11 protein-coding genes are annotated in these 12,312 nt (G+C 64.0%); 6 read left to right on the top strand and 5 right to left on the bottom strand.

Annotated features, from left to right (window positions below):
- Nucleotides 1–28 precede the first annotated feature (28 nt).
- Genes QCE83_RS18250 through QCE83_RS18270 form a run of 5 tightly spaced genes read left to right on the top strand, consistent with a single transcriptional unit; the run spans nt 29 to nt 4,943 of the window.
- Nucleotides 29–1,006 (top strand): LysR family transcriptional regulator, encoded by a 978-nt coding sequence (locus QCE83_RS18250; RefSeq protein ID WP_309813779.1) that lies wholly within the window; start codon nt 29–31, stop codon nt 1,004–1,006.
- Nucleotides 1,006–2,478 carry an NAD(P)/FAD-dependent oxidoreductase gene (locus QCE83_RS18255; protein WP_309813782.1) on the top strand — a complete coding sequence of 491 codons (1,473 nt, stop codon included), beginning with the start codon at nt 1,006–1,008 and terminating at the stop codon, nt 2,476–2,478. The genes QCE83_RS18250 and QCE83_RS18255 overlap by 1 nt, the downstream gene beginning before the upstream one ends.
- Before the next feature lie 2 nt (nt 2,479–2,480).
- A complete protein-coding gene (locus QCE83_RS18260; protein ID WP_309813786.1) occupies nt 2,481–2,996 on the top strand; it encodes a CMD domain protein in 516 nt (171 codons plus the stop codon).
- Entirely contained in the window at nt 2,993–3,592 is a 600-nt protein-coding gene (locus QCE83_RS18265; protein ID WP_309813790.1) for a peroxidase-related enzyme, read from the top strand. The genes QCE83_RS18260 and QCE83_RS18265 overlap by 4 nt, the downstream gene beginning before the upstream one ends.
- 46 nt (nt 3,593–3,638) lie before the next feature.
- Nucleotides 3,639–4,943, top strand: coding sequence for an MFS transporter (locus QCE83_RS18270; protein WP_309813793.1), 1,305 nt, complete (start codon nt 3,639–3,641; stop codon nt 4,941–4,943).
- A gap of 33 nt (nt 4,944–4,976) precedes the next feature.
- Here QCE83_RS18270 and QCE83_RS18275 read toward each other — a convergent pair whose 3' ends face one another.
- From QCE83_RS18275 to QCE83_RS18285, 3 genes are all read right to left on the bottom strand, one after another.
- The gene (locus QCE83_RS18275) at nt 4,977–6,206 is read right to left on the bottom strand and encodes a multidrug effflux MFS transporter (RefSeq protein WP_309813796.1); all 1,230 of its coding nucleotides are present in this window, start codon (nt 6,204–6,206) and stop codon (nt 4,977–4,979) included.
- A gap of 173 nt (nt 6,207–6,379) precedes the next feature.
- Nucleotides 6,380–9,550 (bottom strand): PAS domain S-box protein, encoded by a 3,171-nt coding sequence (locus QCE83_RS18280; protein ID WP_309813798.1) that lies wholly within the window; start codon nt 9,548–9,550, stop codon nt 6,380–6,382.
- A 176-nt stretch (nt 9,551–9,726) separates the two neighbouring features.
- Complete coding sequence (locus QCE83_RS18285) at nt 9,727–10,221, bottom strand: VOC family protein (RefSeq protein ID WP_309813800.1); 495 nt, start codon at nt 10,219–10,221, stop codon at nt 9,727–9,729.
- Here QCE83_RS18285 and QCE83_RS18290 point away from each other — a divergent pair.
- Nucleotides 10,220–10,921 carry a YafY family protein gene (locus QCE83_RS18290; RefSeq protein WP_309813803.1) on the top strand — a complete coding sequence of 234 codons (702 nt, stop codon included), beginning with the start codon at nt 10,220–10,222 and terminating at the stop codon, nt 10,919–10,921. The two genes, QCE83_RS18285 and QCE83_RS18290, sit on opposite strands and share 2 nt — an antisense overlap.
- 86 nt (nt 10,922–11,007) lie before the next feature.
- Here QCE83_RS18290 and catA read toward each other — a convergent pair whose 3' ends face one another.
- Nucleotides 11,008–11,961 (bottom strand): catechol 1,2-dioxygenase, encoded by a 954-nt coding sequence (gene catA, locus QCE83_RS18295; RefSeq protein WP_309813807.1) that lies wholly within the window; start codon nt 11,959–11,961, stop codon nt 11,008–11,010.
- Between the two features lie 55 nt (nt 11,962–12,016).
- A complete protein-coding gene (gene catC / locus QCE83_RS18300) occupies nt 12,017–12,307 on the bottom strand; it encodes a muconolactone Delta-isomerase (protein ID WP_309813810.1) in 291 nt (96 codons plus the stop codon).
- Nucleotides 12,308–12,312 lie beyond the last annotated feature (5 nt).

The raw sequence follows: 12,312 nt of genomic DNA on the forward strand, positions 1-12,312 counted from the left end.
CCACATCCTTCCCGCAACCTCGAACCGCATGGACCTACGCCAGCTCGAAGCTTTCGCCGCAGTCGTCACCACCGGCAGCATCACCGCCGCTGGCCGCCTGCTGAACCGCTCCCAGCCTGCCATCACGCGTCTGATCCAGGACCTGGAAGCCGACGTACGCTACGCGCTGTTCACCCGCAACGGCCCCCGCGTCACGCCAACCGAGCAAGGCATCCAGTTCTACGAGGAAGTCGAATCCATCCTTGCAAGCCTGCAAGGAATCCAGAAACGCTCTGACGAAATCGCGCGTGGCGACGGTCGCCCGTTACGCATTGCCGCGACCTCGGCACTCGCTGCGGGCCTCGTCCCGCTCGGACTCGCCCAAGTCCAGATCACCAACGCCGCGCGCAATATCCAGTTACGCAGCGTGACCCCGGAGCAAGTGGTGCACGCCGTCCTCACGGGAGCGGCCGATATCGGCGTAGCCAGCCTGCCACTCGAACATCGCGGCGTGCTCGTGCACTGGATCGGCCAATCGGCGTGCGTAGCGGCGCTGCACAACAACGATCCCCTAGCGCAACACGACCGCCTACCCCTGTCAGCCTGCGAGGGTCGCCCCATCGTCACGATGCAAAACCCGTATCGCCTGCGCCGCCGTCTCGACCACGCATTCGCGCAAGCGTCGGTCAAACCCACAGACCTGATCGAAACAAACTCGTCGCTGAATGCACTGACCGCCGTGCGCGCGGGCCTCGGCATCTCCGTTCTCGAACCGGTCACCGCCTACGGCACGCCCTTAACCGGCATCACAATCCGTCCAATCGACGCCGACATCCCATACTTCTTCGGCGTGATCTCACGCGACGCAGCCCCACTGCCGCCCATAGCCGCAAACCTCGTCGACGCGCTCGCCGACGCCGCCCGCGCCCTGCTTCCCGATTTCACGCTGCGCGCGGGCACCGAGCACGCCCAGGTCCTGCAGTCGCTCTATGGCGACCTGCCCGCCATCAAGGAAAACTTGCTGTGATGAACCCGAGCACTCCATCGACCGCGGGTCTCGCGGCGCTCGAAGCCCGCTTGCGCCAGGATCTCGCCTGGCTCGAACTGCCCGCGAAACGCTGGATCCCCGAGCGGACCGTCGACGGCCACGCGCTCGTCAACGTCGCCATCATCGGCGGCGGCATGGCCGGGCTCGCGGTATCGGCGGCACTGGGCCATCTCGGCATCGATGCCGTCATCTACGATCAATCGCCGCGCGGCTTCGAAGGCCCGTGGGCGACCACGGCACGCATGGAAACCCTCCGCTCGCCGAAGCAGCTCACCGGCCCCGCGCTCGGCCTGCCGTCGCTCACCTTCCGCGCGTGGTTCGAAGCGCAGTTCGGCGCACAGGCCTGGGACGCGCTCGACAAGATCCCCCGCCTGCAATGGATGGACTATCTGCGCTGGTATCGCGATGTGCTGGACATCGACGTGCGCAATGAACACCGCATCACCGCCATCACGCCGCGCGCGGACGGTTGCGTGGCGCTGTCCGTCACGAATGCCGCGGGCAACGAGACGGTCTACGCGCGCCACGTCATCCTCGCGATGGGCCGCGACGGACTGGGCGGCCCCGCCGTGCCCGCGTTCGTGCGCGACCTGCCGCGCCGCTTCTATGCCCATTCCTCCGATGCGCTGGACTACGGCACGCTGCGCGGCAAGCACGTGGGCGTCATCGGTGCGGGCGCATCGGCGATGGACAGCGCGGCGACCGCGCTCGAAGCGGGCGCAGCGTCCGTCGATCTGCTGATTCGCCGGACGGACATTCCCCGCATCAACAAGGGCAAGGGCGCGGGCAATCCGGGCCTCACGCACGGTCATGTCGTGTTGCCCGACGACTGGAAGTGGCGCATCCGCCATTACATCAACGTGCAGCAGGTGCCGCCGCCACGCGGCAGCACGCTGCGTGTAGCGCGTCATGCCAACGCGCGCTTCAATCTCGGTACGCCGATCACCGATGTCGAAGTGACCGGAAACGCGTTGCAGGTCCATACGCCGAAAGGCGACTTCGCGCTCGACTTCCTTCTGTTCGGCACGGGCTTTCGTATCGACTGGACGGCCCGTCCCGAGTTCGCGCCGTTCGCGCGTCATGTCCGCGTATGGAAAGACCGCTACGCGCCGCCTGCCGGTGACGATGACATCGAGCTTGCCGATTCGCCGGATCTCGGACCTGTCTTCGAATTCCAGGAAAAGACCGCGGGCGAATGCCCCGGCCTGGAACTCATCCATTGCTTCTGCGCGCCTGCGACCCTCTCGCATGGCGCGCTCTCGGGCGACATCCCGGCCGTGAGCGACGGAGCGAAGCGGCTTGCCCAGGGGCTCGCGGCGACGTTCTATCGGGAAGATGTCGAATTGCATTACGCCAACATGGAGACGTTCGCGGAGCCTGAAGTCGACGGGACCGAGTGGACGCCCGCGCCACCGCCGCCGGCACTTGCCGGGCAAGCTTTCGGGAGTTGAACATGACACAACACATTGATCAGGACGTGATCGATAGCGTCGCGGGCCTCGCGCCCGACTCGAGCACTTACGCGCTGCGGCACCAGCGGGCGAAGGTCGTCGACGCGACCCAAGGCAGCTACGACGCGCTGTTCGATCCTGCACTCGAAGGTCTCACGCTGGTCGAACGATTGCTCGTCGCGCTCTACGCAAGCCGTCTCACGCCCTCGCCGGCGCTTGCCGCCCATTACCGCGCCGAATTGGCTGCGCACGATGTCGATCAAGCGACGCTCACCACCGTGGAACGCGGCACGCCTGGTGATCTGACCGACCCGCGCCTGCGTGCAATCCTCGCGTTCACGCGTACGTTGATCGAGAATCCGGTCGCCGGCGACGAGGCCGCCCTGCAGACGCTGCCCGCTGCCGGACTCACCACACCCGCTGTCGTCGCGCTTGCGCAATTGATTGCCTTCCTCTCGTACCAGACGCGCCTCGTCGCGGGTCTGCAAGCCTTTGCACAACTGGAGCGCGCAGCATGACCGACTTCATCCGTTCGAACGGCTTCACGAACGAGTCACTGGGATGGCGCGCATGGCTCGACGTCGTGAACCTCGACCAGGCGACCGGGGAACAGATCGCCGTCCTCGAAGAGAGTCACCCCAAGGCAAAGGAGTCGGATTACTACCGCTTCCTGGTGCATCAGCCGGAGATCCTGCGGCAGCGCTCCGCGGCGTTCAACGCGATCATGTACGCGCCCGGCGGCCTGCCTCGCGCGGAGCGGGAACTGTCGACCACCGTGGTATCGCGGATCAATGGCTGTGTGTATTGCGCGTCGGTCCATGCACAGCGTTTCGAACAGCTCGCCAAGCGCAACGACGTCATCCGCCAGGTCTTCGACGATCCCCACAGCGCCGGCACGACGAGCCGTGAACAAGCGATTGCCCGCTTCTCGGCCGCGTTGACCGAGCATCCGGACAACATCGAACCCAGTCATCTGCGCGCGTTGCGCGAGGCCGGTCTCTCTGATGCCGAAATTCTCGATCTCATCCATTCGATCGCCATCTTCGCGTGGGCCAACCGGCTGATGCTCAATCTCGGCGAGCCTGTGTTTCCCGGGCAGACACCGGCCGCATGATCCGACGCAGTCGGACTGTCCTTCCAACCTTGTCCCGAGATAGCCGATGGATACTCAACCTGGCCTGAAGCCCGTCATCGTGGCCGCGGTGCTGGCCAATGCGATGGAGTGGTTCGACTTCACCATCTTCGCCGCGATGACGCCGCTCATCAGCAAGCTGTTCTTTCCCGCCGCACCTGCCGATTCGGGCGCGAGCCTGAATGCCATCCTCCTGACCACCGCGCTGTTCGGCGCGGGATTCTTCATGCGGCCGGTGGGCGGCGTGCTGCTCGGTCTCTATGGCGACAAATACGGCCGCAAGTCGGCCATGACGCTCGGCATGGGCATCATGGCGCTGGCCGCGGCCATCATGACCTTCGCACCGACCTACGCCACGGCGGGCGTCGCCGCGCCGCTGCTGATGCTCGCGGCCCGGCTGCTGCAAGGCTTCTCGATCGGCGGCGAGTTCGGCACCTCGACCGCCTTCCTGATCGAACTCGCACCGCCCAGGCGCTCCGGCTTCTATGGATCGTGGCAGATGAGCGGCCAACTCATGTCGACGATGCTGGGCGCCGCGCTCGGCGTGCTGGTCACCCAGGTGTTCACGCCCGAGCAGCAGATCGCGGGCGGCTGGCGCCTTCCCTTTGCCGTCGGCCTGCTTATCGCGCCGCTGACGGTGTATCTGCGCCGTCACGCCAGCGAAACCTACGCGCGCATCCACGCAACGCCGCATGCGCGCTCGGCGGATGCGAGCGCCGTCAAGCGCGGACTGTCGGACTATCTGATCGGCATGGGCATGGTGGTCGCGAGCACGGTCACGTTCTATGTCACGTTCGGCTATACCGTCACCTATGCGAAGCAGGTGCTCAAGCTGCCCGTTTCCGAGAGCTTCATGGTGCAGATGATCGCGGCCATCGTCATGCTGATCGTCACGCCGATCGCCGGCGCCCTGTCCGATCGTCACGACCGCAAGACCCTGCTGGTCGGCTCGCTGGCCGCCTATCTCGTCGCAATCTATCCGCTCTATGCCTGGGTCGTGGCCGCGCCATCCGTCTCACGGCTGCTGGTCGCGCAGATCGTGATCGGCGTGATAAGCGCCACCTTCCTCGGCGTCTATTGCACGACGCTCGCGGAAATGTTCCCGAGGCGTTCGCGCGCGACGTCGCTCGCCGTGGTCAACAACGTGGTCGTTTTGATTTTCGGCGGCTTTGCGCAGACCTTCGTCACGTGGCTCATCGCGCTCACGGGTTCGCCGTTGGCGCCCGTGCTCTACGTGATGATCGGCATTGCGCTGAGTCTCATCGCGGTGCTGGCGCTCAAGCCGGGCCACTTCGCGCAAGGCCGGGCCCGCGCAGCACAAACCACGGGATGACCGTGCGCGGGTCGAGCGGCGTACGGCCCGCGTTCACGCCGCCTTGACCGCTGCTTCGTCCCGCGCGGCTCGCTCCAGATGCCGCAGCAGCAGGTTCACCATCACGACCACGGTCAGGCCGATCGCGACGAAGAACAGCGCCAGCGGCGCAAGAATCTGCACGGAGACGAAGCCGGCCAGTCCCATCATGACGGACGAAACCAGCAGCAGTGCGCAACCGAGAATCGCGCTCGTCAGACCGGCAATATGCGGAAACAGCGAGTTGCCCTTCGCCATGAAGGTCGGATACATGGCCCCGGCACAAAAGCCCATCACGAGCACGGGCAAGGCAAGCGACCAGACCGTGAGTCCCGCGGTGAGCGAGAAGAGCAGCATCGCGATCGCGGCGCCTGCCATGATTCGCGAGCCCAGGCGCAAGCGCGTTTCGGGGCTCGGAAAGCGCGGCCCGTGCAAACGGTTCGAGAGGCCGCCGAGAAAATACATCATGCCGATGGCCAGCGCGAGATAGCCGAAATAGGTCGGCGGCTTGTGCAGCGTGTTCTGCACCATGAACGGGCCAACGATATTGAACACCAGCAGAATGCTGTAGCACAGGCCTTGCGCCAGGAAACAGCTTTGAAACACGGGGCTTGCCAGGACCTTCCCGGCATTGCTGATCAGCGTGCGCGGCGCCAGATGCACGGGCTTGCGCAAGGTCTCCTGGTATCGCCAGACGAACCCCCACATCACGATCGAATAGATCAGCAGGAACACCAGACAGGCTTTCCAGCCTAGCCATTCCTGCAGGTGCGCCCCGATGACCGGCGCGACGATCGGCGCGAACCCCCAGGCAATCGACATGTAGGTGAACGCGTGCAGCAAGCGCTGGCCACTGAACGAATCGGTGATGATCGCCTTGGCAAGCAGGTTGGTGGCCGCGATGCCGAAGCCCTGCAGGACGCGTGCGAGGATGAAGGTTTCGAGGCTGTTCGCCGTGAGGGAGAGCAGACAGCCGACGGTATAGACCACCAGCCCGAAGGCAAGCACGTGCTTGCGTCCGTAGGCATCGGCGATGGGACCTAGCACGAGCTGGCCGATGGCGTAGGCAGCCATATAGCCGGACACGCTCGACTGAATGGCTTGCGCCGACACGCTGAAATAGCGCGCCATCGCGGGCAGCGCGGGCACATAAATGTCGATGGCGAGTTGCCCGGCGGACGCGAACAGGCACACGAGCAACAGCAGAAAACGCGGCGAATTCTGCCTGGAAGAAGCTTCAGTCATGGATGAGCGGGGACGAGGAACAGGCGGCCGCGCGCGGACAACCCGCAACGGGCGGCGCTGCGTATTGTGCCTGCTATCGTGGGCGTCGTCCCAATACCCCTGCTTCAGCCGATGTCGGCCACCGGCATCGAACGCGCCCATTCCCGTTCATGCAAACGCAACGGCCCTGCGCGTCAGGCCGCCTTTTCCTTCCTCGCCAGCTTCCTGCCCTCTTCAACCCGCGCCTCACCCTTCAGCTTCTTCCTCGTCTCCCGCAGCACGCCCGCCAGCTCCGACGCCTTGGTCGCATCGAGCAGCACGAAGCTCCGCAGCGCCGCCGTGGCGTCGATCTCGAAGCAACGCTTGCCGCTCGTCGTCGCCTTGGCGTCGCCCGCCTCGATCCCGGCGATCTCCTCTGCCAGCGGATGAAGCTGTCTCTTGAGCAAGGCGCCAAGGCGCGCGTCGACCATCACCCGATTCATGCTCCAGGAGCCACGGTTCGACAGCGCGTTTTCGCCGGCCAGCACGCTATCGGCGACGACCTGAAGACCCATCGCCCTGAGTCTGGCGAGATCGGCGCGCAGGCTTTCCGTGTTCACGCGAGCGGTGCCGCGTTCGAGCCGCAGTTCAAGGCGGTTCGCGTCGATGCCGCTCTCGCGCAGCGCCAGTGTCAGCGTCTCGGTGAAGTCGCTCGTCAGAAGCTGCTTGGGGTAGACGGGCACGCAAACCGTCACATCAGGCAGGCGCGTGGCGAGCTTGCAGGCCTCGCGCAAGACCCATTCTCCGAGCGGCACGACAAGCCCGCTCTGCTCCGCAACGCGCAGATAACTTTCCGTACCGAGCCGGCCGAGCGTCGGATGATTCCACCACGGCTGAACCTCGACGGCGATCGCGTTCGTCGCCGAGACGCGCACGCTGCAGGCGAGATCGAATTCACGCGCCTTGATCGCGATCAGCATGTCATGCGCGAGATGCCGTTCGGTCTCGGCGGAGGTTTCCGCATCCTCGGCGTAGAAGGTGTAGGTGCCGCGCTGGTTGCCCTTGGACCGATACAGCGCGACGTCGGCGAAGCGGAACAGCTCGTCTTCTTCGAGCGTATCCTGCGGCGTCAGCGCGATACCGATTGAAAGCCCCACCTCCAGCCACCGTTCGCCATGAGCAATGGGCTGAGACACCGCCTCGATCAGGCGTTCCGCGAGTTCGACGACTTGCGGCCGCGCCAGATTCGAGGCGGCAACAACGAACTCATCGCCACCGATCCGCGCAACCAGTTGCCCTTCCCTCATCTCGCCCGTCAGGCGCGCGGCGACCGTGCGCAGCACGAGATCGCCCACGTCATGCCCGAACGTGTCGTTGATCGGCTTGAAGTGATCGAGGTCGAGATAGAACAGTGCAAGTTCGCTGTCGGTCGCCTTGAGCACCTGACGCATGAACATGCGCAGGCCGAGCCGGTTCGGCAGGCCCGTCGCCGGGTCGTGCTGCACTTCCTTCTGGGCACGCGATAAATCGGCGGCGAGGGACACGTCGGCGGTGATGTCGGCGGCGATCTTGACGATCTTGAAGGGCTTGCCGTTCAGGTCGTAGATCGGGTTGTAGGAGGCCTGGATCCAGACCTCCGCCCCGTTCGCCGCGATGCGCTTGAACTTGGAAGACAGGAACGTGCCCGCGCGCAGTTCGGTCCAGAAGCGTGCGTAATCGGCATGCGCGGCGGTTTCCTTGTCGACGAACATGCGATGGTGCCGGCCCACCACGTCCCGAAGCGTGTAGCCCATCAGCGTCAGGAAGTTGTCGTTCGCTTCGAGCACGTTGCCGTCCATGTCGAACGAGACCACGCTCTGCGACTTGTTGATCGCGGCAATCTGGCCTTCGTAGTCCCCTTGACGCAGCTTCTGCTGGGTCACGTCGACGGCGTTCTTGACGACCTTGAAGGTCCGCCCGTTCATGTCGAGGATCGGATTGTAGGAAGCCTGCAGCCAGATCTCCCGGCCATCGCGGCCAAGGCGCTTGAATTCGCCCGCCTGATACTGGCCTGCGGCGAGCGACTGCCAGAATTTCCCATAGCTTTCGCTGCCCCGCTCCTCGTCCGAAACGAACATCGAATGATGACGACCGATAACCTGTGACAGCCGATAACCCACGAGGTCGAGGAAGTTGTCGTTGGCGTCGAGGATCGTCCCGTCGACATTGAAGGCGACGACGCTCTGCGACTTGTGGATCGCGGCAATCTGGCCTTGATGGTCTGCCTGGCGAAGCTTCTCGCGCGTGACGACCGTCGCGTACTTGACGATCTTGAAGGGCCGGCCGTCCTGGTCGAGCACCGGGCTATAGATGGCCTGCAGCCAGATCTCGCGCTTGTCGCGGCCAATCCGCCGGAACTCGCCGCTGCGATGACGGCCTGCAGCCAGATCGCTCCAGAAGATCTCGTAGTCGAGACTGTGGGCATAGGCCGGATCGACGAACATGCGGTGATGGCGGCCTTCGAGTTCCTCCACCGTATAACCCACCGCTTCGAGGAAGTTGCGGTTGGCATCCAGAATGGTGCCGTCGGGCGCGAAGGTCACGATGCACTGCGACTTGTCGATGGCCGCAATCTGCCCTTCGAAATCGGCGTTCTGCTGCTTCTCCGACGTGACGTCGACTGCATACTTGACGATCTTGAACGGACGCCCTTCGAGGTCGAGGATCGGATTGTAGGTCGCACGCAGCCAGACGGCGCGGCCGTCCTTGCTGAAGCGCCGGTATTCGCCTGAAGCGTGCAGACCCTCGCGCAAGCGTTCCCAGAACGCGGCATACGACGGGTCGCTGGCTTCGTCGGCGGCGACAAACATGCGGTGATGCTGGCCGACGACTTCATCGAGACCATAGCCGGTCGCGTCGAGAAACTTCTCGTTGGCGTGCAGGATGGTGCCGTCCATCGCGAAGTGGATGACGGCCTGCGAGGTATTGATGGCGGCGATCTGGCCGGCGTCGTCCACGGCCGACATCATGCGGGCGGTGACGTCGCGCACCAGCATGACGATCTCGCCGACCGTGCCGTCCGCGGCCGCGAACGGGATGCAGGAAACCTCGGTCCAGAACGACGAGCCGTCGCGTTTAAGCTGCTGCATTTCGCCGAAGAAGGCTTCGGCGGTTTCAAGGACCGTATCGATCTCGTCCCGCACAGCGGCGCCCGCTGCGAGCGGCCGGAAGATGCTGCGATTGCGTCCGACGAGTTCCCATCCCTGGTAATCGAAGAGCTCCAGGAAGCGCTCGTTCACACGAAGAATGCTGCCGTCGGGTGCAAAGGCGATCCGCCCCACGGTTCGCTCCATGGCTTCCGCGTCGGCGGGAGTGAAGGAGGACTTGATCGAATTGTGAAGCATCATCACCCCGCCAAAATGAGTTGCGGCGACATGTGCTGATGACGGGTTGCAACGGCGTTGGCTTATGCACGAACACGATGATCGCTCAACCCCTTCGCTCAGCACGAACTTTCCGCTTATCGGCACTGAACGGGAAAAGTTGAGTGCAATGGCACCAACTATTCGACCAGAGGCAGGAACTACTTCCTCGCAAACCTTTGCGATGCTTCCGGCGTGACCGGCGTGAAGAAGTTGATGAGGTTGCCGTCAGGGTCGCGGAAGAGCAGCGAGCGGTTGCCCCATGGCTGCGTGATCGGCGCCTGCTCGATATGCGCGCCCATTGCCTGCACCCTCTCGTAATCGGCGTCGGCGTCCTCCACGCGGAATTCGATGATGACCGAGCGATTGCTCGCCCCCACCGCAGCGCCGGCAAAGAACTGCTGCATGCTTCGGGTGGTGCCGATCGCAAGCGTGCAGGACGGCGACCTGAGTTCTGCAAACTCGTCGGCCAGCCACGTGGCGGTCAGGCCGAGCTGTTCATAGAAGCGGACGAGTCCGGCAATGTCGTCGGTGATAATGCGGGTTGAAACGAAGTCCATGTTTTCTCCGTGATGGGATCGCACCAGAATGGTGTGCGACGTCACAGCCATCCTACAAAGGTGCTGTTGCCACCGTGTTGTCAGCAGCGAACGCATGCGCCGATCCGACCGCCTCTTCCAGCTCATCCAGATCCTGCGACGCGCACGGCGTCCCGTCATCGCCCGTAGTCTCGCCGAGGAACTCGAGGTGTCGACCCGCACGGTCTATCGCGACATTGCGGACCTGATGGCGCAGCGCGTGCCGATTCGCGGCGAGGCCGGGACAGGATACGTACTCGATCGCCAATACGACATGCCGCCCTTGATGCTGACCGCCGAGGAACTGGAGGCCGCAGTGCTCGGCGCTCAATGGGTTGCGCAGCGTAGCGACGCGGTGCTCTCGCGCGCCGCGAATGACCTCATCGCGAAGATCACGGCCGCGGTGCCCGACCATCTCCGGCCCTTCATCGCGGACCCGACGATCGGCGCGGTGGCGCCGCTCACAGCTTCTGCCGACACGCTCGACATGAGCCGGTTGCGCGAGTGGATCCGTGACGGCCGCAAGCTGCGGATCCGCTATCGCGACGAAACAGATCGCATGAGCGAGCGAACGATCTGGCCCATCCTCATTGGCTATGCGGATGCCGCGCGTCTGCTGGCGGCATGGTGCGAGTTGCGGCAGGCGTTCCGTCACTTCAGGACCGACCGGATCGCGAGCGTCCACTTCCTCGATGAACGGCACGGTGAACGCAGGCTGATGCTGGTCGCGCGCTGGAAGCGGTACATGAAGGAATCGCGTGGCGTGGATCTGTCGTGAGCTTCACGCGGCGTGTGCCTTGGGAAAGCTGAGAGCACATGGCGTGAATCTACGCCACGTGCTTGCCGATACACCCACTTGCCGCATCAGGATGCCTGGAGCGCCGACTCAGTCAGATCGACGCGCGCACGGCTGACCCGCTGGTTATCTACCCCGGCCACCAGCGGTGTCAACGTGAAATTGAATACGATTTCCTTGTAGCCGTCCTCCTTCAATCCAAGCGCCTTGCCGCCGGTCCGCTCGGTCACCGGCGGAATGAGGTCTTCGCGCGTCGCGTAGGCGAAGTCGTCCCAGATCAACGGGTCGCCTTCAATGTTGATCTGCGTCGTCAGCTTGCGCGTGGCCGGATGCGTGACGAAAAAGTGCACATGCGCCGGACGGTTACCGTGACGCGCAAGTGAGTTGAGCAACTGCTGCGTCGCGCCCTGTGGCGGGCAGCCGTAACCCACCGGCATCAGCGTGCGGAATTCATACTTGCCGTCGACGCCGGTCTTCACGGCCCCGCGCAGATTGAAGTCGCTCTGCGCGCCAGTCGGATCGAAATGCGAATAGAAGCCGCTGGAATTGGCATGCCAGCACTCGACCAGCGCATTCGCCAATGGCTTGCCATCCACACCGCTCACCGTGCCGCGGATGACCAGCGGGGCCGCCGCTGCGTCGGCATCGAGATCGATGCGGGACATGCCATCACGCGCCGGCGCGCCCGCCACATACAGCGGCCCTTCGATCGTGCGCGGCGTGCCGCCGTGAATCTCGGCTTCGCGATCCGCCGCATCCATGCGGAGATCGAGAAACTTTTCGAGTCCGAGACCTGCCGCGAGCAGTGCGGCCTCCCCGTCCTGCCCGAGCTTGTTGAGATAGTTCACGCCGGCCCAGATCTCGTCGGGCGTCATGTCGAGTTCGTCGATTGCCCTGAAGAGGTCGCTCAGCAGGCGATGCGTAATGGCCTTGGCCCGTGCATTGCCTCCAGCGGCACCGAGATTGGCGGCCGCCTTGAGCAGGTCCTGCACTTCATTCGTTTCAAATATCTTGACGCTCATGATTCATGTCTCCAGTCTTGTGAGGATGTTCCAACCGCTTCTCAGTCATGCAGGGTCATGCGTCGTCATCGCGAATGGACGACGGATGGCGACACAACGGCGTCACCGAAATCTTCATATAGGGAAACAGCGGCAAGGCGGTCAGGATGTCGTGCAGTTCGGCGTTGCTGGCCACGTCGAATACGCTGTAATTCGCGTATTCGCCCACCAGCCGCCAGATATGGCGCCACTTGCCGCTGCGCTGGAGTTCTTGTGAATAGGCCTTCTCGCGCGCCTTGATTTCGTCAGCGACACTGGCCGGCATATCAGCCGGAATGGTCACGTCCATTCGTACATGAAAAAGCATCGTGC

It is taken from the genome of Caballeronia sp. LZ034LL (assembly GCF_031451215.1).
Lineage (GTDB): Bacteria > Pseudomonadota > Gammaproteobacteria > Burkholderiales > Burkholderiaceae > Caballeronia.

Coding starts and splice junctions, on each gene's coding strand:
- QCE83_RS18250 (WP_309813779.1), top strand. CDS start 29: ATGGACCTACGCCAGCTCGAAGCTTTCGCCGCAGTCGTCACCACCGGC.
- QCE83_RS18255 (WP_309813782.1), top strand. CDS start 1,006: ATGAACCCGAGCACTCCATCGACCGCGGGTCTCGCGGCGCTCGAAGCC.
- QCE83_RS18260 (WP_309813786.1), top strand. CDS start 2,481: ATGACACAACACATTGATCAGGACGTGATCGATAGCGTCGCGGGCCTC.
- QCE83_RS18265 (WP_309813790.1), top strand. CDS start 2,993: ATGACCGACTTCATCCGTTCGAACGGCTTCACGAACGAGTCACTGGGA.
- QCE83_RS18270 (WP_309813793.1), top strand. CDS start 3,639: ATGGATACTCAACCTGGCCTGAAGCCCGTCATCGTGGCCGCGGTGCTG.
- QCE83_RS18275 (WP_309813796.1), bottom strand. CDS start 6,206: ATGACTGAAGCTTCTTCCAGGCAGAATTCGCCGCGTTTTCTGCTGTTG.
- QCE83_RS18280 (WP_309813798.1), bottom strand. CDS start 9,550: ATGATGCTTCACAATTCGATCAAGTCCTCCTTCACTCCCGCCGACGCG.
- QCE83_RS18290 (WP_309813803.1), top strand. CDS start 10,220: ATGCGCCGATCCGACCGCCTCTTCCAGCTCATCCAGATCCTGCGACGC.
- QCE83_RS18285 (WP_309813800.1), bottom strand. CDS start 10,221: ATGCGTTCGCTGCTGACAACACGGTGGCAACAGCACCTTTGTAGGATG.
- catA (WP_309813807.1), bottom strand. CDS start 11,961: ATGAGCGTCAAGATATTTGAAACGAATGAAGTGCAGGACCTGCTCAAG.
- catC (WP_309813810.1), bottom strand. CDS start 12,307: ATGCTTTTTCATGTACGAATGGACGTGACCATTCCGGCTGATATGCCG.